Annotated in this window: 26 protein-coding genes and 1 tRNA gene; 12 read left to right on the forward strand and 15 right to left on the reverse strand. The window is 63.6% G+C overall.

The features are described from left to right. Window positions 1–50: 50 nt before the first annotated feature. The 4 genes from AWB72_RS29300 to AWB72_RS04970 all read left to right on the forward strand — a co-directional run bounded on the left by AWB72_RS29300 (window position 51) and on the right by AWB72_RS04970 (window position 3446). A complete protein-coding gene (locus tag AWB72_RS29300) occupies window positions 51–287 on the forward strand; it encodes a hypothetical protein (RefSeq protein ID WP_084593022.1) in 237 nt (78 codons plus the stop codon). Window positions 288–480: 193 nt separating this feature from the next. Then, entirely contained in the window at window positions 481–1929 is a 1449-nt protein-coding gene (otsA, locus tag AWB72_RS04960) for an alpha,alpha-trehalose-phosphate synthase (UDP-forming) (protein WP_040051898.1), read from the forward strand. A 124-nt stretch (window positions 1930–2053) separates the two neighbouring features. Beyond that, on the forward strand, window positions 2054–2407 hold the full coding sequence (locus AWB72_RS04965; protein WP_244285515.1) for a chemotaxis protein: 354 nt from the start codon (window positions 2054–2056) through the stop codon (window positions 2405–2407). A 121-nt stretch (window positions 2408–2528) separates the two neighbouring features. Beyond that, window positions 2529–3446: a YihY/virulence factor BrkB family protein gene (locus AWB72_RS04970; protein WP_040051900.1), complete on the forward strand. Its 918-nt coding sequence runs from the start codon at window positions 2529–2531 to the stop codon at window positions 3444–3446. A 142-nt stretch (window positions 3447–3588) separates the two neighbouring features. Here AWB72_RS04970 and AWB72_RS04975 read toward each other — a convergent pair whose 3' ends face one another. Continuing rightward, on the reverse strand, window positions 3589–5076 hold the full coding sequence (locus tag AWB72_RS04975) for an RNA polymerase factor sigma-54 (protein ID WP_040051901.1): 1488 nt from the start codon (window positions 5074–5076) through the stop codon (window positions 3589–3591). 506 nt (window positions 5077–5582) lie between these two features. On the opposite strand from AWB72_RS04975, the gene AWB72_RS04980 reads away from it, so the two are divergent. Continuing rightward, on the forward strand, window positions 5583–5924 hold the full coding sequence (locus AWB72_RS04980) for a BON domain-containing protein (protein WP_040051902.1): 342 nt from the start codon (window positions 5583–5585) through the stop codon (window positions 5922–5924). 329 nt (window positions 5925–6253) lie between these two features. Beyond that, a complete protein-coding gene (locus tag AWB72_RS04985) occupies window positions 6254–6487 on the forward strand; it encodes a hypothetical protein (protein WP_040051903.1) in 234 nt (77 codons plus the stop codon). Window positions 6488–6622: 135 nt separating this feature from the next. On the opposite strand, the gene AWB72_RS04990 is transcribed toward AWB72_RS04985, so the two are convergent. Beyond that, complete coding sequence (locus AWB72_RS04990) at window positions 6623–7075, reverse strand: PA2169 family four-helix-bundle protein (protein WP_040051904.1); 453 nt, start codon at window positions 7073–7075, stop codon at window positions 6623–6625. Window positions 7076–7268: 193 nt separating this feature from the next. Between AWB72_RS04990 and AWB72_RS04995 the strand changes: the two genes are divergently transcribed. Further along, window positions 7269–7508, forward strand: a complete 240-nt coding sequence (locus AWB72_RS04995; RefSeq protein WP_040051905.1) for a hypothetical protein — start codon at window positions 7269–7271, stop codon at window positions 7506–7508. Window positions 7509–7583: 75 nt separating this feature from the next. Here the strand turns inward: AWB72_RS04995 and AWB72_RS05000 are convergent, their stop codons facing one another. The 6 genes from AWB72_RS05000 to AWB72_RS05025 form a co-directional block, all read right to left on the reverse strand. Then, window positions 7584–8162: a glycine zipper 2TM domain-containing protein gene (locus AWB72_RS05000; protein ID WP_040051906.1), complete on the reverse strand. Its 579-nt coding sequence runs from the start codon at window positions 8160–8162 to the stop codon at window positions 7584–7586. A gap of 82 nt (window positions 8163–8244) precedes the next feature. Beyond that, window positions 8245–8619 (reverse strand): DUF1488 family protein, encoded by a 375-nt coding sequence (locus tag AWB72_RS05005; protein ID WP_052450010.1) that lies wholly within the window; start codon window positions 8617–8619, stop codon window positions 8245–8247. Then, the gene (locus AWB72_RS05010; RefSeq protein ID WP_040051907.1) at window positions 8616–9167 is read right to left on the reverse strand and encodes a DUF4142 domain-containing protein; all 552 of its coding nucleotides are present in this window, start codon (window positions 9165–9167) and stop codon (window positions 8616–8618) included. The genes AWB72_RS05005 and AWB72_RS05010 overlap by 4 nt, the downstream gene beginning before the upstream one ends. A gap of 54 nt (window positions 9168–9221) precedes the next feature. Beyond that, window positions 9222–9761, reverse strand: a complete 540-nt coding sequence (locus AWB72_RS05015) for a type 1 glutamine amidotransferase domain-containing protein (RefSeq protein WP_040051908.1) — start codon at window positions 9759–9761, stop codon at window positions 9222–9224. Window positions 9762–9902: 141 nt separating this feature from the next. Further along, window positions 9903–11273 carry an MFS transporter gene (locus AWB72_RS05020; protein WP_040051909.1) on the reverse strand — a complete coding sequence of 457 codons (1371 nt, stop codon included), beginning with the start codon at window positions 11271–11273 and terminating at the stop codon, window positions 9903–9905. Between the two features lie 123 nt (window positions 11274–11396). After that, a complete protein-coding gene (locus AWB72_RS05025; protein ID WP_040051910.1) occupies window positions 11397–11900 on the reverse strand; it encodes a YbhB/YbcL family Raf kinase inhibitor-like protein in 504 nt (167 codons plus the stop codon). Window positions 11901–12183: 283 nt separating this feature from the next. Here AWB72_RS05025 and AWB72_RS05030 point away from each other — a divergent pair, with 283 nt between their 5' ends. Further along, entirely contained in the window at window positions 12184–13668 is a 1485-nt protein-coding gene (locus AWB72_RS05030) for a sensor domain-containing diguanylate cyclase (RefSeq protein ID WP_040051975.1), read from the forward strand. A 6-nt stretch (window positions 13669–13674) separates the two neighbouring features. Here the strand turns inward: AWB72_RS05030 and AWB72_RS05035 are convergent, their stop codons facing one another. Beyond that, window positions 13675–14058, reverse strand: coding sequence for a hypothetical protein (locus AWB72_RS05035; RefSeq protein ID WP_087127886.1), 384 nt, complete (start codon window positions 14056–14058; stop codon window positions 13675–13677). A 130-nt stretch (window positions 14059–14188) separates the two neighbouring features. Between AWB72_RS05035 and AWB72_RS05040 the strand changes: the two genes are divergently transcribed. Beyond that, the gene (locus tag AWB72_RS05040) at window positions 14189–14878 is read left to right on the forward strand and encodes a TetR/AcrR family transcriptional regulator (protein WP_040051911.1); all 690 of its coding nucleotides are present in this window, start codon (window positions 14189–14191) and stop codon (window positions 14876–14878) included. 69 nt (window positions 14879–14947) lie between these two features. Here AWB72_RS05040 and AWB72_RS05045 read toward each other — a convergent pair whose 3' ends face one another. Beyond that, entirely contained in the window at window positions 14948–15805 is an 858-nt protein-coding gene (locus tag AWB72_RS05045) for a shikimate dehydrogenase (protein WP_040051912.1), read from the reverse strand. Window positions 15806–16077: 272 nt separating this feature from the next. On the opposite strand from AWB72_RS05045, the gene AWB72_RS05050 reads away from it, so the two are divergent. Both AWB72_RS05050 and AWB72_RS28825 read left to right on the forward strand, forming a co-directional pair. Next, window positions 16078–17967, forward strand: a complete 1890-nt coding sequence (locus AWB72_RS05050) for a bifunctional sugar phosphate isomerase/epimerase/4-hydroxyphenylpyruvate dioxygenase family protein (protein ID WP_087127937.1) — start codon at window positions 16078–16080, stop codon at window positions 17965–17967. 42 nt (window positions 17968–18009) lie between these two features. Then, window positions 18010–18174: a hypothetical protein gene (locus AWB72_RS28825; RefSeq protein ID WP_159459342.1), complete on the forward strand. Its 165-nt coding sequence runs from the start codon at window positions 18010–18012 to the stop codon at window positions 18172–18174. A 6-nt stretch (window positions 18175–18180) separates the two neighbouring features. On the opposite strand, the gene AWB72_RS05055 is transcribed toward AWB72_RS28825, so the two are convergent. Continuing rightward, window positions 18181–18393, reverse strand: a complete 213-nt coding sequence (locus AWB72_RS05055; RefSeq protein ID WP_244285516.1) for a hypothetical protein — start codon at window positions 18391–18393, stop codon at window positions 18181–18183. A gap of 244 nt (window positions 18394–18637) precedes the next feature. Here AWB72_RS05055 and AWB72_RS05060 point away from each other — a divergent pair. Then, window positions 18638–18712 (forward strand) — tRNA-Arg (locus AWB72_RS05060). 107 nt (window positions 18713–18819) lie between these two features. On the opposite strand, the gene benD is transcribed toward AWB72_RS05060, so the two are convergent. From benD to AWB72_RS05080, 4 genes are read right to left on the reverse strand one after another with little or no spacing between them, the layout of a single operon-like run. After that, entirely contained in the window at window positions 18820–19596 is a 777-nt protein-coding gene (gene benD, locus AWB72_RS05065) for a benzoate diol dehydrogenase BenD (protein ID WP_040051915.1), read from the reverse strand. Beyond that, window positions 19593–20615: a benzoate 1,2-dioxygenase electron transfer component BenC gene (gene benC / locus AWB72_RS05070; RefSeq protein WP_040051916.1), complete on the reverse strand. Its 1023-nt coding sequence runs from the start codon at window positions 20613–20615 to the stop codon at window positions 19593–19595. The genes benD and benC overlap by 4 nt, the downstream gene beginning before the upstream one ends. A gap of 37 nt (window positions 20616–20652) precedes the next feature. Further along, entirely contained in the window at window positions 20653–21141 is a 489-nt protein-coding gene (gene benB, locus AWB72_RS05075; RefSeq protein WP_040051917.1) for a benzoate 1,2-dioxygenase small subunit, read from the reverse strand. Then, the gene (locus AWB72_RS05080; RefSeq protein WP_040051918.1) at window positions 21138–22496 is read right to left on the reverse strand and encodes a Rieske 2Fe-2S domain-containing protein; all 1359 of its coding nucleotides are present in this window, start codon (window positions 22494–22496) and stop codon (window positions 21138–21140) included. The genes benB and AWB72_RS05080 overlap by 4 nt, the downstream gene beginning before the upstream one ends. Between the last annotated feature and the right edge of the window lie 9 nt (window positions 22497–22505).

Here is a 22505-nt window from a genome sequence, read left to right on the forward strand (position 1 = left end):
GTCTGACGCCGCCGAGGTCTATTCACGACGGCCTTCTTTCTGGAGGCACCATGAGGCATCCCGCACTTCGACGCTCCGCGCGTCACTCATCCAAACGCGAAGCACGCGCCGAAGCCGCGAAGAACGGCACGGCCCAGAACGCCTCTCCGCCCCCCGCCGATCACGACCCCGCCGGCCAGAACCGCCCCGCGCCTGGCGCTCCGCCCGATGGCGAACATAACCAGGGCGGTGTGCGCCGCGAGGGCATCGACTATCAGCGCGACCTCGGTTCCGAGCAGGACGCGTGACTTGCCGCGATCACGCGGCGCACCGACACCGACGAAAAGTTCGACGCGCCGACGTTTTGGCGCGTGCTTTCGTTCGTCCGTAACATCTGGATACGAATTTTTCACCGGGAATGTGCGCAAAACGGCATAAGACTTGCGTAACTTGATGTCGTCCATTCGGGCATGCAACGACAACTGAAGAGGTGAGCCTGTAATGAGCAGATTGATCGTGGTATCGAATCGCGTCGCGCCGGTGCAGGAGGGCAAGCCCAGCGCGGGCGGTCTCGCTATCGGCGTGTTGGATGCGCTCAAGGAAACGGGCGGCGTGTGGTTCGGCTGGAGCGGCGAGATCGTCGGCGAATCGGCCGCGCCGGTCGTCGAAAAGAATGGCAATGTCACCTATGCGACCGTCGGCCTGACCCGCCGCGACTACGACCAGTACTATCGCGGCTTCTCGAACGCGACGCTATGGCCGACCTTCCACTATCGCAACGACCTCTCGCGTTTCGATCGCGAGGAATACGCGGGCTACATGCGCGTCAACGCGACGCTGGCCGCGAAGCTGAAGACGCTGCTTCAGCCGGACGACATCATCTGGGTACACGACTACCACATGCTGCCGTTCGCGCAGGAGCTGCGCAAGATCGGCGTGACGAACCCGATCGGCTTCTTCCTGCATATTCCGTTTCCGGTGCCGGAAGTCATGCGCACCGTGCCGCCGCACGAGGAACTGATGGCGGCGATGTGCCAGTACGACGTCGTCGGCTTTCAGACGGACAGCGACAAGCAGTCGTTCGTCGATTACATCGAGCGCAGCGGACGCGGCCATTGCAGCGACGACGGCATGCTGCAGGCTTTCGGCCGGATGCTGAAGGTCGGCGCGTATCCGATCGGCATTTATCCCGATGCGATCGCGAAGGCCGCCGAGCAGTTTTCGACGCGCAAGCAGGTCAAGAGCCTGCGCGACAGCATGCGCGGCCGCAAGCTCATCATGAGCGTGGATCGCCTCGATTATTCGAAGGGTCTCGTCGAGCGCTTCCAGGCCTTCGAGCGCCTGCTGCTGAACGCGCCGGGCTGGCACGGCCGCGTGTCGCTCGTGCAGATTGCGCCGCCGACGCGCGCGGACGTGCAGACGTACCAGCGCATCCGTCAGAATCTGGAGGGCGAAGCGGGGCGCATCAACGGGCGTTTCGCGCAGCTCGACTGGACGCCGATTCAGTACCTGAACCGCAAATACGAGCGCAATCTGCTGATGGCGCTGTTCCGTCTCTCGCAGGTCGGCTACGTGACGCCGTTGCGCGACGGCATGAATCTCGTCGCGAAGGAGTACGTCGCGTCGCAGGATCCGGAAGATCCGGGTGCGCTCGTGCTGTCGCAGTTCGCGGGCGCGGCGGATCAGTTGCCGGGCGCGCTCGTCGTCAATCCGTTCGATTTGTCGCAGATGTCCGAGGCGCTGGAGCGCGCATTGTCGATGCCGCTCGCCGAGCGCCAGGCGCGTCACGCCGACATGATGGCGCCGCTGCGCGAGAACAATCTCTCCGTGTGGCGCGATTCGTTCCTGTCCGATCTGCGCAGCGTCGCGACGGCCACGTCGGTGACGGCGAAGACCGTCAACACGGTGAAGCAGGGCGCAGCCGAAGCGAAGCGGGCGGCGAAGGCCTGATCGCACGGCGTCGCATCGCGTAAGAAAGCCCCGCGTCTCGCACGAGCGCGGGGTTTTTTCATGACGAATCGCATGCGGAACGGGACTTGCGATCCTCTCATCGACACAATCGAAGGAGGTCATCATGACGGGAAGCACACTGAATCCGCCGGATGAAGGCGGCACGGAATGGGGCAAGGGTCACGGCACGGGCGCGCTCGGTCCGAGCGATTCGTCGGATAGCGGCTCGGACGTGCAGGGCGAAATGCGCCGTCCCGCCGATATCGAGGACGAACTCGACGCCCACGCGCTTGGCTTGTCGGACGCACAGCTCGACAGCGATACCGACCGCTTCGGCACGGGCGAAGACGCATCCGCGGACGGCGACAACAATCTCGCGGTTGACGGCGACATCCTGCCGGACGAAGTGGAAGACGACGACGTTGAGTCGCTGAGCGACGAGGGCGCCGACCCCGCCGACGACGACGAACGCATCTGAACGCCGCTTGCCGCAGCACCCAAGGCGCGCGCGGACTTTCCGCCCGCGCCTTTTTTACACGCGTCGCGCGCGGGGAGGCTAACATCGGCGCTTGACGTTCCAAACGGTCCCGCACTCGCCGATGAACCGCGAAGTCCCCCAAGTCCCCAATCCGTCCGCTCCCCTGGCGGAAGGCCGCACGTCGCGGTTCGGCTGGCTGTCGTGGCTCGCCGATCCCGTCACGCAATGGATTCAGGACCACTGCCTCATGTTCTCGGCGGCGATCTCGTTCTTCGCCGCGTTTTCGCTCGCGCCGACGCTCGTCATCGTCATTTCGGTGGCGAGCATTTTCTTTGGCGCCGATGCCGTGCAGGGCCGGCTCTTCGCCGAAATCAGCGGCGTCGTGGGCGTGGACGCGGCGCACACGCTCGAAGCGATCGTCGCGAACGCGTGGCACGCCGACATGGCGCGGCGCACGGCCGTGCTGTCGATCGCGGGCGTGCTGATCGGCGCGTCGGCGACCTTTTCGTCGCTGCATAGCGCGCTGAACGTGATCTGGCCGACGCCCGCCGTCGGCGCGCGCGCGAGCATCTTCGCGCTCGTGCGCGTTCGGTTGGTGTCGTTCGCGCTGGTAGTGGGCGCGGGGCTGCTGGTGGTCGCGCTGCTCGTGCTCGATGCGCTCGTCGAAGTGCTCGGCCACTGGGCGCTCGGCGACGGCAATCCGTTCGTCGTGCTGTCGACGGTGACGCGCCGCGCAATCTCGCTCGCCATGCTGATGCTCGCGTTCACCGTCCTCCTCAAGTTTCTCCCGACGACCCGCATGCGCTGGTGCGACGCCGCGCTCGGCGCGACCGCCGCCGCGATGCTGTTCGAATGCGGCAAGCGGCTCTTCGCGTTTTATTTGCAGCACGCGGGCACGGCGAACATGTTCGGCGCGGCGGGATCGCTCGCGATCATCCTCATGTGGCTCTATTACTCGGCGGCGGTGTTTCTGCTTGGCGCGGAACTGTCGGCGACGGCGGCGCGCAAGCGCACGCATCGCGAGTCCGGCTGGCGCTAGGAAGGCGCACAAAAACGCGGGCGAAAAAAAGGCCGCCCACGAAAGGCGGCCTGACAGCCACGCTCCTTTGATTCCACTCATGCGACTCGCTTTGACCGGGTCGTCGCTCGAGCGCGGGGAGCGCAAAACCGTTAGCGGTGCTTCATGCCTGGCGGCGCAGTTCCGCCGGCGGCACCTTCATCAAATGCCGATACTTCGCCACCGTGCGGCGCGCGACGATCACGCCCTGATCGGCGAGCATCTTCGCGAGGCTCACGTCGGAGAGCGGATCGCGCGTGTTTTCCTTCGAAATCATTTCCTTCAGGAGCGCGCGCACGGCGGCGGCCGAACACGTGCCGCCGCTTTCGGTCGACAGTTCGCGCGGGAAGAAGTGCTTGAACTCGAAGATGCCGCGCGGCGTGGCCATGTACTTGTTGCCCGTGGCGCGCGAGATGGTCGATTCGTGCAGGCCGAGTTCGTCGGCGACATCGCGCAGAACGAGCGGCTTCAGCGCGATTTCGCCGTAATCGAAGAACGCTTTCTGATGCGAGACGATGCATTCGGCCACGCGCTGAATCGTCGTGAAGCGCTGCTGTGCGTTGCGGATGAGCCAGCGTGCTTCCTGCAACTGCTGCGCGAGCGGCGAACGGCTCGCGCCGGCCGATTGCGCGAACAGCTCCGCATACATGCGATGAATCCGCGCGCGCGGCAGCACCGCCGGGTTGATCGTCACGACCCATTGCTTCTTCACCTGACGCACGATGACGTCCGGCACCACGTAGTTGTCCTCGCTTTGGCCGTAGTTCTCGCCCGGCTTCGGATCGAGACGGCGCACGAGCGCGCACGCAATGCGCAGTTCGTCCGCGCTGCAGCCGATCTTCTTCTGCAGTTCGGCCTGCTCGCGGCGGGCAAGCCGTTCGAGATGATGCACGACGATCTCGCGCGCCACTTCGCGGCCCGGCGTGTCGTGCGGCATCGCGTCGAGCTGAAGCGTCAGGCATTCGGACAGATTGCGCGCGCCGACGCCCGGCTTGTCGAGCGACTGCACGAGCTTCAGCGCGATGCTGAGTTCGTCCTCGCTGATGGCCGGCTCGATATCGACGACGTCCGCCAGTTCGCTCAGTTCCTGGCGCAGATAGCCGTCGTCGTCGAGCGCTTCGATGATCAGTTGCGCGACCGCGCGATCCCGCTCGTTGAGCTGATACATGCGCAGCGAGTCGTGGAGCGTTTCATGCAGCGACGGTTCGATGCGCACCCAGTCGGCGGGATCGGAGCCTTCGCCGTCGCCGTTGTTGCGCGACGCGCTGCGGCCGAACGGATCGGACGAGAACTCGCTCATGGAGTCGTCGCGCGAACTGGAATCAGCGCCGGAGTCGCCGTCCATGCTGGATTCGGTGGAGAGCGGCGCTTCGGCCGTGCTCTCGGTGGAAGTCGAGAGCGATGCTTCGCTCATCGAATTGCCGTTGTCCGCGCCGAGGGCGTTGTCCTCGGTCTGCGATTCGTCGTATTCGAGGAAAGGATTCGTGTCGAGCGCGTTGCGCAACTCCTGCTGGAATTCCAGCGACGAAAGTTGCAAGAGGCGGACGGACTGCTGCAGACGTGGCGTCAGGGCCAGGCTTTGCTTGGTACGGAGTTCGAGTGAAGGCGGCATTGCTGGCTAATCCTCGAGTATTCGTTCGTGATCGATATGTTCGTCGACCAGCAAAAGCAACCACCGTGCCATGCGTCGCTAAGGTCATGCTTCGCATACGTTTTTGGTTCTGACGCGCGTTCGTTCGAAGTGTGCGGACCCCCGCTTTCACGCAGTTTTTACACGGCCTCAGACAAAAGGACGGCCCGCCGCGCGGCTTGTTCGACGGGCTTTTCATGGCGCTCGCCCGCCTGTTCATGATTTGTCGCTTCGGCTCGCGGCGTCGGCGGTTCAAGGCGTCGCGCCGATGTTCGGGCGCACACACGAGTTTTCCGAACGGAGCCGGCACGCGAGTTGCGGTACTGACCATGCGATCGGCGCGGCGACGCGCGGACGCTATCGAGGCAACAACAATTATCACGAAGAAGCGGGGCGCCTCGTGCGCGTGCTCGACAAGACACGAGCATGCGGGCACGTCAGCGTGACAGGGGCGCGCAAGACTAAAACCGAGAACAAGGAGTATCACTATGAAGACGACTCAATTCCTCAAGGCAGCCGGTGGTATCGCATGTGTCGTGTTCGCGCTGAACGTGAACGCGCAGACCAACTCGACGTCGTCCTCGGGTGCTTCGGACACGTCCGTCAGCCAGAAGGTCGATGACAGCGCGGTGACGACGAAGGTCAAGGCCGAACTGCTGAGCGCGAAGAACGTCAAGTCGACGCACATCCACGTGAAGACGCGTCGCGGCGTCGTTTCGCTGACCGGCACGGTGCCGTCGGCTGAAGACAAGACCGCCGCGGAAGAAGTGGTGAAGGAAGTATCGGGTGTTGCATCCGTGAAGAACCATCTTAAAATTGCTGCCAAGTAAGACGGAAGTGATGGCATAGTTCGTATGCGCGGCGCGCTTCAGGCGGGCCGCGCTCGAAACCGCAGTACCGGAACCCGCGCGGGGTTCGATGATTCGTCGTCGCAACGAGACATCGGGCCTTTCAGCGCGGGTTCGCACATCGGGCGGCGCTTCTTGTCGCCTGTTTGTTCGCTTCGCCTGCTTCGCTTGTTTCACACGGCACGTGCATCACCTCGCAGCATGTTTGAAACCCTAAAAACGAAGGACGGCCGATTCAGGTCGTTACTCACAGGCGGCTCACGAAGCGTCGTGCATGCGGCGCTCGAAGGCCCCGGCAAAAGGAGCTCTTCATGAAGACGAAAAAGACGGCATTGATCGGCGCGCTGGCTCTCGCATTCTCGGCGACGGCGTTCGCACAGGCGGCATCGGATACGGCGGGCATGGCAGCCCCGGCGTCCGGCGCCCACGCAAAAAGCAAGGGCACGACGCTGCATCAGCAGAACAAGGCGCACAAGCTGAAGGGCGCATCGGCGGCTGCGGCGGCTTCCTCGCTCGGCACCAACGACAAGGGTCAGCCGCAGTAACATCGGCTGCTTGCGCGCTCGAAGAAACGGCCACGCAAGTGGCCGTTTCGTTTTGTCACGTTGCTCCGGCCGCATCGTCGTGCGAAAAAAACGCCGCCTGAAGGCGGCGATGATGCGGCTATGCTGCGAAACGCATTACGACTTCGTGGCCGCGTATTGATCTCGCAGGTCGCGGATGCGATCGTGGTTCTCGATCACGCCCTGATACTGACGCTCGACGACCGCGCGCACATCGGCCGGCAGGTCCTTTTCGAGCGCCTCGCGATAGTTCTTCTTCGCGGCGTCCTCACCGCGCTCGCATTCGGCGAGAATCGCGTGGTCGCTGTGGCCGCTCACTGCCGACTTCACGTCGACCCAGCCGCGATGCAGCGCGCCCGCGACGGAGCCGCCCGTTTCCGGCTTGCCGCCCAGGCGCTGAACCAGGTTCTGCAATTCGATTGCGCCTTGTGCGCATGCTTCGGCGCGATTCTGGAACAGGAGCTTGAGGCTCGGGTCACGCGTGTCTTCGGCGGCCTTGAGGAAACCCTTCTCTCCGTCCTTCGAGGTTTCGATGAGATCATTGAGTACCGATACGACGTTCGTGCTCATAGGGATACCTCCTTTGTTGGCGAATTGGCTTGAGCGCTGCGTCCCTTGCGGGATGCGCTGGTTTTAGCGCATGCACGCAGCGTGCCCGGAAGCAGTCGATCGAACGCGGCATGCCGTTTGCTTTTTGGTCGCGTGCATTCAGACGTTCGTCCCACGCAGGACGACGCAACGACAAGGCAACAGGAGAAACCGGATGAAAAGATTCAGCGCGCTCGCGAATCGCGAGTTTTTGGTATTGGTGGCGATCGTCGCATCGGCGGTCACGCTGCATGTGCGCGAACGAGCGACCGAAACGCCCGTGGCATCGCAAGTCAGCTATCCGCACATGTGCGAGCCGACCGGCGCGGCGGGCAACAAGGCAAAGATCCTGCCCGCCGGCTGCGACGTTCGCACCGACGCGAAAAAGGATGGCAACGCGCGTCCGTGGGTCTGACGCCGATTCAATCAACGACGCAATGCAAAACGCCCCGGACGTCGAACGTCCGGGGCGCATACAAGAGCACTTGCCTCACGCGCGCGGCTGCGCGAATTCCTTCACCGTCTGCGGCGGCTTCAGCGGATCGAAGTCGCTCCAGCGGCCTTGCTTCCAGCGGCCCGACGCGCGCTCGATTTCCATCCCGCCCGCTTCCTGCAAGATCGACGCTGCCCTGTCATGCGTCTCCGGTGACACGTGCACGGCCACCAGCACGCCGGAATTGCGCATCGGTTCCTCGGCCTGCATGGGCGCGGCGTTGGGCTTCTTCTTCGTGTGCGACATGGCGCCCGCCAGCGAGCCGATATACGCGCCGACGCCCGCCGCGACCACGGATACGAAGAGCGGCGCCTTGAACACGGCGAAGATCGCCGCGCCGATGATCGCTCCGACGACCGCGCCGATCGTCACGCCCTTGCCGGCGCCCTTGGGCGCGGCGCCCGCGCCTTTATCGGTGGACACGTCGCCGCCAATCGGAAAGCGCGCGTGCTGACCGCTCGGGTTGACGAAGAAGAGCGTCACGTCTTCTTCCACGAAGCCGTTCGCGAAAAGCCGCTGCGCGGCGGCTTCGGCGGCGGGAAAGGTCTCGAATCGGCCGGCGATGATCAGGGACATGTTCCCTCCTTCTGAGTGATGGGTTGCGTGGAATCGGCCAGAACGCGCCTCGGTGCGGGCGCGGTTCGATGCGCGGCCGCGATCATTCGGGTTCCAGGCCCGCAACGCGGAAGAGGCCGCTGCGCAGCACGACGGGCTGGCCGCCGTTGTCGTCGAGCGCTTCGGCGCATACCGCGCGGATGCGCGCCGCGCCGCCTTCGAACGCGGGCATCAAGTCTTCCTCGCGCGGAGAGGCCGCGCCGAAATGGTCTTCGAGCGCCTCGGCGCTGATCGAGCAGACGACCGGCTCGCCGTCGACGAGAGCGGTGAAATGGATCGCGAGGTCGTCGCCGTCGAACACGGGGCGTTCGTCCGAAAACGTGATGTGCATGGTCGAGTCCTCATAAGCCGGCCTGGGACCGGCGGGCGCGCGAACGGGCAGGCCGTCGGCACGTTCGATGAAATGCGGGGCGTTCATGGCGCGGCCTTCGGCGAAGCGTTGCCGAGTTGCTGCGCCATCTCGTAGTGATGACGGATGACCGGCAGCGCCTTCGCGGCAGCGGCCTTCAGCGCGGCATCGTTGCCGTTTTCGCTTTCCTTCGTGAAAAGCTCAACGGCCTTCTGATGACCCGCCAGCGCGACCTTTTCAATATAGGCTTTGTCGAAGTCGGCTCCCTGAAGATTTTGCAGACTGCCGACGACCGACGAATCGGATGCCGGCGGCGTCGTGATGCCGTGGCGTTTGGCGATCACATCGAGATTGCGCGCGAGCGCCGTGTGATCCGCGATCATTCGCTGTGCGAACTCCTTCACCTGTTTGTCGCCCGAACGCGTGAGCGCGAGCTTGCTGGCGGCGATTTCCGTCGCGCCCGCGGCGCCTGCGTCCTGGATGAACTGCTGATCGACGGTGGAGAGCTTCTGCGTCTGCATCTTGCTCGCGCTTTCCCGGGTCTGGGCGTGCGCGGGCGCGAGCGCGGCGGAAGCCGTCAGCGCAAGGGCGATGAAGCACGATGAAACGCGTGGCATCGGCTCGGCTCCGGTTGTATCGAATGGGTCGGATCGGGGCGATCAGGCCGCGCGCTACTTGCCGAGCGCGTCGATGAGCGCCTTGTTGAACGCGGGCAGGTCGTCGGGCTTGCGGCTCGTGATCAGATTGCCGTCGATCTGCACTTCCTGGTCGACCCACGTGCCGCCCGCGTTGCGCACGTCGTCCTGAAGGCTCGGCCAGCTCGTGATCGTGCGGCCCGCGATAATGCCCGCCGAGATCGGCAGCCAGCCGCCGTGGCAGATCACCGCAATGGGCTTCTTCGCCTGATTCGCTTCCTTCACGAAGGCTTGTGCTTTGGCGTCGAGACGAATGGCGTCGCCGTTCACCACGCCGCCCGGCAGCACGACCGCGTCGTATTCGCGAGAGGTTGCTTCGTCGAGCGTGCGATCGACGGCGACGGCATCGCCCTTGTCGACGTGTTTGAAGCCCTGAATCTGCCCCGGCTTCTGCGAGATGACATCGACCTGCGCGCCGGCTTCCTTCAGCGCGCGCTGCGGCTCGACGAGCTCGGCCTGTTCGAAACCATCGACGGCGAGAATCGCGACCTTGCGGCCATTGAGGGAACTTGCCATGGGATACACCTCCTTCTTATTGCTTGTTCGGACGTTCGCGGCGAGCGGGTCGCGCGCGGATGGACGTTCGAAACGGCAGCAAGGTGTGTGCCCAAATCGAGGCGCGATGGCCGCCGTAGGCCATCGCGGTGAGGAGCCGGATCAGGAGACCGTTTCGACTCGACGCTTGCCCGTGAGTCTCAGCATGCTGACGACAGCCGCCGCCGCCGCGAACACCGCCGCGACCGCCAGCGCGATGATCGGCCCGCGTTGCGGCTCGACGCCGAAGATCAGCGCGACGAGCGCGGCGCCGAGCGTCTGCCCGGTGAGGCGCGCGGTGCCGAGCATGCCGCTCGCGCCGCCGCTGCGATGACGCGGCGCGGAGGACAGCATCTGCCGGTTGTTCGGCGACTGAAACAGCCCGAAGCCGAAGCCGCATATCGCCATGCGCCACGCCACGTCGGTCGGCGTCGGATGCGCGCCCACGGTTGCGAGCAGCACGAGGCCGACGCACAGCACCGCGAGCCCGATGCCGCCGAGCAAGCCCGCCGAATAACGGTCCGCGAGTATGCCCGCGACCGGCGCGACGAACACGATGACGAGCGGCCACGGCGTCATCAGAAAACCGGTTTCAACCTGGCTCATGCCGAAGCCGTTTTGCAGCAGAAAGGGCAGCGAGACGAACGCCAGCATTTGCGCGCAGAACGAACACACCGATGTGCCGATCGACAGCGCGAACACCGGAATGCGCAGCAGATCGACAGGCAGAAGCGGCGCGCTTTGCGTGAGTTGCCGCCGCACGAAGAAGTAGCCGATGACCGCCGTCGCGACGAACTCGCCGATCACATACGGGCGATGCTCGCCGTGCCCGAGCCCATCGACGGCGACGATCGCGATGCCGAAGAAGAGCGCGTTCATCACCGCGCTCACGTAGTCGTACGGTTGCCGATGCCCCGGCGTGCGCGGCAGCGCCTTCGCCCCGATGGCGAGCGCGGCGATGCCGATGGGCACGTTGATCGCGAAGAGCCACGGCCACGGCGCGACGGCCAGCACGCCGGAGGCGACCGTCGGCCCGATCACCGAGGAAATGGCGACCACCGTCGCGTTGATGCTGACGCCGCGTCCGAGCTGCTTGTGCGGATAGATCATGCGGACGATCGCCGTGTTCACGCTCATGATGCCCGCCGCGCCGAAGCCCTGCACGACGCGCGCGATGGTGAGCGTGGCGAGCGTGCCCGACAGCGCGCACGCCAGCGACGACACCGTGAAGAGCGCAAGCCCGCCCATGTATACGCGCCGGTAGCCGATGCGATCGCCGAGCGAGGCGAGCGGCAGCAGCGAAATGGTGATCGCGAGCTGATACGCGTTGACGACCCAGATGGAATCGGCGGGGGAAGCGTTGAGATTGCGCGCGATGGTCGGCAGCGCGACGTTGGCGATGGCGCCGTCGAGCACCGCGAGCGTGATGCCGAGCGCGACGACGGCGATCGCCCAATAACGTTGGGGAAGGGGAAGACCTTGGTCGGAATCCATCGGAAGGCTGTGGGTGGCGGGGCGGCGCATTGTATGTCGCGCCGTTTTCAAATCGCTTGTGGCTGCTTTTCATCGACGCGGCCGCGAAACCATCGCGGCCGCGTGCGCTTCATGCCGCTTCGTTCACTTCAGTTCGTAAAGTCCCGTGTAAGACGCCGAATCGATCTCGTTCAGATGTGTCATGAAGCGCGCGACGGCGTTCGTCGCGTTCGGATCGAGCGGCAGATTCTCGGCTTCGAGGGCATGGATGCGGAAGATATAGCGATGCGGCTTGTCGCCGCGCGGAGGCGCCGCGCCGCCGAAGCCGACCGTGCCGTAGTCGTTACGAAGCTGCAGCGCGCCGGCGGGCAGCAGGCTGCCGTCGGCCTTGCCCGCGTTGCGCGGCAGCGACCGTACATCGGCCGGAATGTTGACGACGATCCAGTGCCAGAAGCCGCTGCCGGTGGGCGCGTCGGGATCGTAGACGGTGAGCGCGAAGCTCTTCGTGTCGGCGGGCGGGTCTTCCCACTGCAGCGCGGGAGAGATGTTTTCGCCGGATGCGCCGAAGGCTTGCAGATCGAATTCCTGCGCGCGGGTCAGAAAGCCGTTTGCCGGGAATTCGTCGGACCAGATGCGGAAATCAGCCATGAGAGTCATGCCTCCTTGTGAGCTCCAGTGAGGGATGGGGAATGCGGCCCGATGCACGGCACGCCGCGCAGCAAATGTGCCCAGCGAGGCGCGACATGCGCGGGAGGCCGGATAGCCGATCGAGTGTAGCATCCGCCCCTCATTCGGACATGCGCCGGGAAGCGAATCGCTTGACGCAGTAAAGGCAGGAAATTTGGCGGACTACAATTGTGAGATGACACGAGAGCCCGTAAAAATGACCGGGTAGACGTTCAACGAGCCGGCGCGAGCCGAGAAAATGACGATGCCAAACGACCCGCGCCGCGCCGCCGGCCAATTCACGCCGGCGAGGCTTCCCGAAGACGACGCCGACATGTTCGACCTCGCGCCCATTTCCCTGTGGCTCGAAGACTTCAGCGCCGTGCGCGAGCGGCTCGAACAATGGCGCGCCGCCGGCGTCACCGATTTGCGCGCGTTCCTGACGGAGGACACGGCGCGCATCGCCGAATGCTCGTCGCGGATTCGCGTCGTGAAGGTGAACCGGCGCACGCTGTCGCTGTTCGGCGCGCGGGACATCGACGATCTCGTGCAGAACCTCGCCCGTGTTTTTCGCGACGACATGCTGACCACGCACGTCGACGAACTCGAGCAGCTGTGGTCCGGCAAGCTGCGCTTCGTGAGCCAGACGGTCAACTACACGCTCGACGGCAGGCGGCTGGATGTGCTGCTGAAAGCCGTCGTGCTGCCGGGACACGAGGACACATGGGGCCGCGTGCTCGTCACCATCGAAGACATCACCGAACTCGAAACCGTGCGCCGCAAGGCCGCGGAGAGCGAACTCTACGCGCGCGGGCTCTTCGAGCATTCGCCGGTCTCGCTGTGGGTCGAAGACTTCAGCGCCGTGAAGATGCTGCTGGACGAAGTGCGCGAGCGGGGCATCGTCGATTTCCGGACGTTCGTGAACGTGCATCCGGAATTCGTCGAGCGATGCATGCAGGAGATTCACGTCCTCGACGTCAACGAGCACACGCTGCGCATGTTCGCCGCCCCCGACAAGCCGACGCTGCTCGCGCGCCTGCCGGACATCTTTCGCGACGACATGCAGCAGCACTTTCAGGAGCAGCTCGCCGATCTATGGGAGCACAAGCTCTTTCATCAGCGCGAAGTGCTCAACTATTCGCTCGATGGAAGCGAAGTGCACGTGCATCTGCAGTTCTCGGTGTTTCCGGGGCACGAGGCGCGCTGGGATCTCGTGCTCGTCGCGCTCACGGACATCACCGCGCGCAAGAAGGCCGAAGCGTATCTGGAATTTCTCGGCAAGCACGACGTGCTGACCAAGCTGAAGAATCGCTCGTTCTATATCGATGAAATCAATCGGCTGGAACGCAAGGGGCCGTTCCCGGTGACGGCGATCGCGGTCGATGTGAACGGCCTGAAGAGCGTCAACGATCAACTGGGCCACGCCGCCGGCGATGCGCTCCTGCGACGCGCGGGCGAAGTGCTCTCGAAGGCCGTCGAGAAGCCGTTTCAGGCGGCGCGCATCGGCGGGGACGAGTTCATGCTGCTCTTGCCCGGCACCGACGAACGCGGCGCGGAAACGGTGATGGGCGGCATCCGCCAGTTGCTCGAGGTGAACAATCAGTTCTACTCGGGCATGCCGTTGAGCTTCGCGATGGGCGCGGCGACATCGCGCGAAGGCGAGCGGCTCGAAGCGATGCTGCAACGCGCCGATGCCGCGATGTACGTCGAGAAGCGCGCGCAGTACACGCAGGGCGCGCAGGGTGAGTGACGAAACTTACTGCGTGACTTCGTCGATCCCGCGATCCAGCGCGGGGCACGCCTCGTCGATTTCCTTCTTGTACTCGGCGGGATTGCTCGTCTTGAGCTTGTCGAATCGATCGACCGTCGCCTGCGCCTGCCGGTAGCCGAGCGCCCATTCCGCTTCGAAGTCGGGCGCGTCGCGGAAGTTGGCGCGCGCGGCGTCCTTGAAGTGCGCGATCTTCGTGGCATCGATATGACAGACATCCGCCGCGCCGCGCGCGATGTTCGCGCTCGTCATCACGCCTTCGGCTGCGAGCAGTTGCGGCGACGATGGATGTCCGGGCGGCAGTTGCGTCTGCGCGGAAGCGCCGAGCGCAAAAAGTGCGAGTGAAGAGGCGACGACTTTCGATGGCGACATGCGGTAAATGAAAGCGGTGACTGGATCGAAAAAGTATAGATGAAGCCCTGGAAAACCAGTGTCCTCGAGGCGAAAGACGCTATGACCCCCATGCTAGAATCGATTCCCACCGCCGTTTTCAGACACAACAATGAAAAAAGGAAGCAAGGCCGCGACGCCCGCCAGTGCTGCGCCCTCGCCGACCGGGTCGGAAGGGCGGCGCAAGTACGATCCTGAAGAAACCAAGCGCAATATTCTCGATATCGCCACGCAAGAATTTTCGGCGATGGGGCTGACGGGCGCGCGCGTCGATGCCATCGCGGAGCGCACGAACACCACGAAGCGCATGCTGTACTACTACTTCGGCAGCAAGGAAGGGCTGTACGAAGCGGTGCTCGAACAGGTCTACGGCGACATCCGCGCGCTCGAACAGGAACTGCATCTCGCGGACATGGAACCCGAGGAAGCGTTGCGCGAGTTCATCGGTTTCACGTTCGACTATCACGACAAGCATCGCGATTTCGTGCGCCTCGTGACCATCGAGAATGTGCATTCGGCGAAGTACATCGAGCAGTCGAAGACCTTCAAGGCGCGCAATTCGACGGTGGTGAAGACCATCGAGGATCTCATCGCGCGCGGCGTGGCGGCGGGGCGCTTTCGCGACGACGTCGATCCCATCGATCTGCATCTGATGATCAGCTCGTTCTGTTTTCATCGCGTGGCGAATCGCCATACGTGGAGCGCGGCGTTCGGGCGCGATCCGTCCGGTCCGCGTTCGCGGGCGCGGCATCGCGAGATGGTCATCGATGCCGTGCTCTGCTTCATGCGTCGCGAAGACTGAGCGCACAAAAACAAAACGGCGGCTCTCTTGCGAGGCCGCCGTTTTTCGTGATGCTTCGCGTCAGTCGAATCAGGCTTCCAGCAAGCGCTGGAAATGCGCGAACATGCGCTCCGCGTCGGGTTCGCGGCCCGTGAAGATGCGCAGCGCATCCACGGCCTGACACACGGCCATGCCGCCGCCGCTGACAGTCTTGCAGCCGAGCGCCTTCGCGGCCTTCAGCAGTTCCGTTTCGAGCGGAAAATAGACGATCTCCGCGACCCACAGATCCTTGTGCAGATACTCCGCCGGCAGCGGCAGGCCCGGCAGCTTCGCCATGCCGGTCGGCGTCGCGTGGATGAGGCCGTTCGCCGCGCGCAGTGTCTCGCGCAAGTCGCCGCCGCTCGTCACTTCGCGATCCGGAAAGCGCGCCGCGAGTTCCTGCGCTAGCGCCGACGCCCGCGCCTCATCCGAATCGAAGAGCGTGAGCGCGCGCGCGCCCATCGTGAGCGCCGCATGCGCGACGGCCGCGCCCGCGCCGCCCGCGCCGAGCTGCACGACGCGATCGAGCGGCGCATCGGGCAGGGCGCGCTGAAACGCGCGCGCGAAGCCCGACCAGTCCGTGTTGTAGCCGATGCGCTTGCCGTCCTTCAGCACGACCGTATTGACCGCGCCGAGCGCGCGCGCGTCGGGGTCGAGATCGTCGAGCAACGGGATCACGCTTTGCTTGCACGGATACGTGATGTTCAGGCCGTCGTAGCCCATGCGTTCGGCGGCCTCGAGCAGTTCGGGCAGCGCCGATGGTTCGAGCTTCAGCGCTTGCAGGTCGATGCGCCGATACACGTAGTTGAGCCCGAGGACGCGGCCTTCTTCTTCGTGCATGGCCGGCGTGAGCGAACCGCCAATGCCCGAGCCGATGAGTCCGATGAGGTATGAAGTTTTGCTGGTCATGCGAGATGCTCCCGCGAAAGAAGCCAGGCTAAAACGCCTAGCGTACTGCAGAAAATGAGGGCGCGATGTTGCATCGCGACAGCGATAGAACTTAGGACCGAAGTGTGACCGCCGCAGCGGCCGGTGTCCGTCCGTATTTTCACGGATTTTGTACGATCTGGTTAGTTTGTTATGCTGCCGCACAATGACGTGGCATGCGTGCGCAGCGCCTACACTGAATCGATCACCCCGCATCACACCGAATGCAACGAGGAGGCAGCATGCTGCGTTCAATCCCGACATCCATCGCGACGGTATCCATTAGCGGAACGCTCGTGGAGAAGCTCACGGCCATCCGCGCGGCGGGCTTCGACGGCGTCGAAATCTTCGAGAACGATCTCCTGTATTTCGACGGCACGCCTGCCGATGTCCGGCGCATCTGCGAAGACTTAGGCCTCGCCATCTATCTGTTCCAGCCGTTTCGCGATTTCGAGGGCGTGAACCCGGAGCGCTTCACGAAGAACATCGAGCGCGTGAAGCGCAAGTTCGACTTGATGCACGAACTCGGCGCGGACCGCATGCTCGCGTGCAGCAACGTGTCGCCAGAGACGATCGGCGATGACGCGCTCATCGTCGATCAGCTCGGCACGCTTGCGCGGCTCGCGAAGGAAGCGGGCGTCGTCGTCGGCTACGAGGCGCTCGCGTGGGGCCGGCACGTCAACTCGTACAAGCATGCATGGCGTCTCGTCGATGCCGTGAATCACCCGAATCTCGGCCTCGTGCTCGACAGTTTCCATACGTTGTCCATCGGCGATTCCGTCGATGAAATCGCCGCGATTCCCGGCGATCGCATCGCGTTCGTGCAGATCGCCGATGCGCCCGTGCTCGCGATGGACGTGCTCGAATGGAGCCGTCACTATCGCTGCTTTCCGGGGCAGGGCGCGTTCGATGTCGCGGGCTTCACCGCGCGCGTGTTCGAAGCGGGCTACGCGGGGCCGCTGTCGCTGGAGATTTTCAACGACGGCTTTCGCGCCGCGCCGACCGCGATCACGGCGGCGGACGGGCATCGGTCGCTGCGCTTTCTCGAAGAGCAGACGCGCGCCGTGATGGGCGACAAAGCGCCCGCCGCGCTCTTCGATCCGCCCGCGCCGCCGGAGCACATCGGCTTCCAGTTCCTCGAATTCGCCGTCGACGATACGACGCGCGAGCACGTCGCCGAATGGCTGGGCAAGCTCGGCTTCCGGCTCGCGGGACGGCATCGTTCGAAGGACGTGACGCTCTTTCGGCATGGCGCGGGATCGATCGTGCTCAACGCCGAGGCCGATTCTTTCGCGAGCGCGTTTTATCAGCAGCATGGCTTGTCGCTGTGCGCGTCGGCGTTTCATGTCGATGACGCGAAGCTCGCGTTCGAGCGCGCCGCCGCTTACGGATCGAAGCCGTTCTCGGGACAGGTCGGGCCGAACGAGCGCGTGGTGCCGGGCGTGCAGTCGCCGGATGGCAGCCTCGATTATTTCGTCGATGAAGCGCCCGGCGCGCCCACGCTGTGGGAATCGGATTTCGTGCTGACCGATATCGATGGTCCGTATGAAGTCGGGCCGCTGTCGCGTATCGATCATGTGTGTCTTTCGCTGCCGGCCGAAGCGCTCGATACGTGGGTGCTCTTCTTCCGCAGCGCGTTCGGTTTCGAGACCGAGCCGAGCGTGATCGTGCCGGACCCGTATGGCCTCGTGCGCAGCCGCGCGGTGCGAAGCCGCGACGGATCGGTGCGCATTGCGCTGAACGCGTCGGTGGATCGGTACACGGCGGTGGCTGAATCGCTTTCGACGTATCGCGGTTCCGGGCTGAATCATGTCGCGTTCAGCACGCCCGATATCTTCGATGCGATCCCGCGCCTCGCCGCCGACGGCGTCAAGTTCCTGCGCATCCCGCGCAATTACTACGACGATCTCGTCGCGCGCTACGGCCTGCCCGACGAACAGATCGACGCGATGCACGAGCACAATATCCTCTATGACCGCGACGAGCGCGGTGGCGAGTTCTTCCATGCGTACACGGAGCAGCTCGATCAGCGCTTCTTTCTGGAAGTGATCGAGCGGCGCGGCGGCTACGACGGCTATGGCGCGGCGAACGCGGCAGTGCGGCTCGCGGCGCATGCGCAGCAGCAGCGCGCGCGGCAGGCGTGACTATCATGAAGACAGGGCGGCAATCGATAGCGGGAGGGCGCCATGATGGACTTATCCGGCATACTGATCGGCGTCGCGATCATGGCGGCGCTCGGCATCGTGTTGTTCGCGCATGACTGGCGGACCGGGCATCGCAGGGACGAGCCGATGCACACCGGCGCGCGGCGTCAATCGCTGCGCGACTGGTGGATGCGGCATCGTCATTGAACGATGCTAGCCGCTTTGACCGCCCGCCGCCGCGATCGGCTGGTCATCGCGCACGGCAGATGCGGTCTCGAAGGCATCGATATACAGATGGAGCCGATGCACGATCTGCACTTGCGTGGGCGAAAGATGTGACTGGCGCGTGACGGCGGCGAGCCGTTCGCGCCAGTACGAAGGCGGCAGCAATGGACCGCCAAGATCGCACGACAACGAACGACGCATCACCCTTTGCAGGTGAGCCAGGTCCTGGTCTGCCATCAGCGCCGCAAACGCGCCGTGGGGTTTCATATGAGGAGTGGGGTCCATTACTCCGATGGCGGCATCGTGCGCGGAAACTTGATAGGTGCAAACCCGAGGTTTCGTGTGCCATCGTCTCAGGCCGACTTTTCGGTCCCCACGTTCGATGACGCCGCGATGCGTTTGCTATACTCTGCGCTCTCGCCGCTCAGGCGGGATGCACGGTCCGCTCCCCGTAGTTCAATGGATAGAACGAGTGCCTCCTAAGCGCTAGATGCAGGTTCGATTCCTGCCGGGGGGACCAGAGAAAAGTATTTATTCGACGTTGGCGTGAAGTTCGCGTAACGCACTCGAAAACAAAAAACCCCGCGCAAAGCGGGGTTTCGTTTTATGCGCCCTTGTCGTGGCGTTCTAGCCGTTGTCGCCGCCTGCAACCGGCAATACGGCGCCCGTGATGTAGCCCGCTTCGTCGGATGCGAGGAAGAGAATCGGCGCGACCTGTTCGTCGAGCGTGGCGTAGCGTTTGAAGAAGGTGGATTCGGTGACTTGCTTCACCGCTTCGCTCATCCACATCTTCTCTTGCTCGCTGTCGCCGGCGGCGTTGCGAGGCACGCGTCGCGGAGGCGCTTCTGTCCCGCCGGGCGCGGCAGCCACCACGCGGATGTTGTGCTCGCCGTACTCCATCGCAAGCGACTGCGTCATCGCATTGACGCCGCCCTTGGCCGCCGAGTACGGCACGCGTCGAATGCCGCGCGTCGCATTCGATGACACGTTGACGATCGTTCCGCGCCCTTGCGCGAGCATCGCCGGCAGCACCGCGTGGCACGCGTACAGCGTGGGCATGAGCGAGCGGCGAATTTCCGCATCGATCTGCGCCGGTTCGAACTCCGCGTACGGTCTCATGCGAATGGCGCCGCCCACACCGTTGACGAGAATATCGATCCGCCCGAACTTCGCAATGGCGAAGGCCATCGCCGATGCCGCGCCTTCGTACGTTTCGAGGTCCGCGACGAAGCCCGCTGTATCGGCGCCGGTTGCTTCGGCTGCGACTTCGGAAACGAAATCGGCGCGATCGACGAACAGCACCTTCGCACCTTCGGCGGCTGCACGCAGCGCGACACCACGACCGATACCCTGCGCCGCACCGGTGACGACCATCACCTTGCCTTCGAATCGCTGCGTATTCATGCGGTCACCGGCGCTGCGTTGGGCGTGAACTTCTCGTAGTGGAAGCTGTTGGGTTTGACGCCGTTGTCGTCGAAGTGCTTGCGCACTGCATCGACCATCGGAGGCGGGCCGCACAAGTACACGTCGACGTCGCCATCGTTCAGACATTCAGCCGGTATATGCTGCGTGACCCAGCCCTTGCGCGGATGACTGGACGCTGCTTCGGCGACCACGGTGCTGAACGTGAAGTTCGGCAGCTTCGATGCATACGCCTCGATGGCATCGACCTGTACGAGATCGAGGTCGCGCGTCACGCCGTAGATGAGATGCACCTTCTGCTGCGAGTTCGCGCGAACGAGGACTTCGAGCATCGAAAGAAACGGAGCGAGACCCGTGCCGCCTGCGAGGAACAGAAGCGGTCGCTCGACGGCACGCAGATAGAAGCTGCCGAGCGGCCCGGTCAGCGAGACCGCGCTGCCCGCCTGCGCGGATTCGAGCCACGTACTCATCACGCCGCCGGGGATCTTCTTGATCAGAAAGCTGATCTTCGATTCGCCGGGTGAGGATGAGAAGGAATACGAACGATGTTGGCCGCTGCCCGGAACATCGATGTTCACGTACTGCCCGGCGAGAAAGACAGGCGGAACGCCTTGCACGTCCAGTTCGAGGACCACGGCTGCATCGTTATGCTGCTCGACTTTCGTGACCGTCGCCGCGAACTTGATTTGCTCCGTCTTGCACGCCGTCGACGAAGCCGGCACGGCGATCACGCAATCGCTTTGCGGCACCATCTGGCAGGTGAGCACGATGCCGTTATCTTTCTCGTCTTCGCTGAGCGCGTCTTCGATGTAATCGTCGCCGAGGTCGTAACGGCCGCTTTCCGCGCGGCACTTGCAGGTGCCGCATACGCCGTCGGAGCAGTCCATCGGCAGATTGATCTTTGCGCGAAAAGCTGCATCGAGGACCTTTTCGCCGGCCTTGCATTCGACGAAGCGCGTCACGCCGTCTTCGAAGTTCAGTGCGATGTTGTAGCTGGACATGTTGCCTCCTACTTCCTGTTTCGTTCCGGGCCGTGCTTCAGACGTGATAGACGTCGAGCACCTGGCGGATGTAGTCGTTCTTCAACGCGATCTTCTTCTTCGCGATCAGCAGGCGACCATCGACCTTGCGGAACGTGACGTTGATGGTGCCGAAGAACTGGTCCGTGATCTTGTAGCGATGGCTCAGCGTGTTGAAGTTGTATCGAACATCCACTTCGTTATCACGCTCGGCCAGCACTTCCACATTGGTGACGTTGTGGCTCGTGCGCGGTTCCGGCATCGATGCGCCGCTGCGCTCGGTCTTGATGCGAAACACGCGGTCTTCGAGGCCGCCCCGGTCCGGGTAGTACATCAACGAGATCTGGCTTTGCGGGTCATCGGTGAGCTTGTCGTCGTCGTCCCACGCGGGCATCCAGTACGTGACGTCTTCCGTGTAGCAGGCAAGCCATTCGTCCCATTGACGGTCATCGAGGAAGCGCGCTTCCTGATACAGCGCATTGCAGACCTTTTGATAATCGAAGCTCATGATGTCGCCTCCGCTTGTTCCTTGCGCAGGGCGTCTCGCATCACCTGCACCCAGTATTCATGCTGAACCACGAAGAGACCTTCGTCCTCGCTGCGCTCGCCCGAGATCAGCGGATTCAAACCCATGCTCCGCGCGTTTTCATCCGGTCCGTGTATCCACAGCGGCGCGCCGCGCGAGAGGTCGTTCCACATGGTCGTCGATCCGGCGTAACCGGACTGGCACGCGCGGAATTCTTCGAGGTCGTCGCTCGTTCCCATGCCCGAGACGTTGAAGAAGTCTTCGTACTGGCGGATGCGAATGGCGCGGTCTTCGGCGCTCTCGCCTTTGGGCGCGAAGCAGAAGATGCTGACTTCGGTCTTGTCGACGCTGATCGGGCGAACCACGCGAATCTGCGTGCTGAACTGGTCCATGAGGAACACGTTCGGATACAGGCACAGATTGCGCGTCTGATTGACGACGAACTTCGCCTGATCTTCGCCCATGCGCGCAACGATTTCATCGCGATGCTGGTAGACCGGCCGCACTTCCGGATTCATCGTGTTGGTCCACAGCAGGATGTGGCCATGCTCGAACCCATATACGCCGGCCACGGACTTGCTCCAGCTATTCGCATCCACGGCCTTGGTGCCTTCGACCTTGCGGCGGCCCATCGTGGCGGCGTAGTTCCAGTGAACGGTGCTGACGTGATAGCCGTCGCAGCCGTTCTCCATCTGCATCTTCCAGTTGCCGTCGTAGATATAGGAGGAGTTGCCGCGCAACACTTCGATGCCATCCGGCGCCTGAGCCACGATCTGATCGATGATGACCTTCGTCTCACCGAGATAATCTTCGAGCGGCATGACATCCGCATTCAAGCTGCCGAAGAGAAAGCCGCGGTAGTTCTGAAAGCGCGCGACATTCTTCAGATCGTGCGACCCTTGTTTGTTGAATTGCACCGGATATTCGGTGGTTTTTTCGTCCTTCACCTTCAGGAGCTTTCCCGCGTTCGAGAAAGTCCAGCCGTGGAACGGACATGTGAAGCTGCCCTTGTTGCCGTGCTTGCGGCGGCAGAGCATCGCGCCTTTGTGCGCACACGCATTGATTACCGCATGCAAGTCACCGGTCTTGTCGCGCGTGATGACGATCGGTTGCCGGCCAATCCACGTCGTGTAGTAATCGTTGTTGTTCGGGATCTGGCTGTCGTGTGCGAGATAGACCCAGTTACTCTCGAAGATATGCTTCATCTCGAGTTCGTACAGATCGGCGTTCGTGAAGATGTCGCGGCGGCAGCGGAAGACACCGGCTTCCTTGTCATCCTGAACGGCCGAGCTCAGCAATTCTTCGAGTTGCCGGGCTTTGTCGATAGTTGCGGACATGAGTGCTCT

Source organism: Caballeronia concitans (assembly GCF_001544615.1).
Lineage (GTDB): Bacteria > Pseudomonadota > Gammaproteobacteria > Burkholderiales > Burkholderiaceae > Caballeronia > Caballeronia concitans.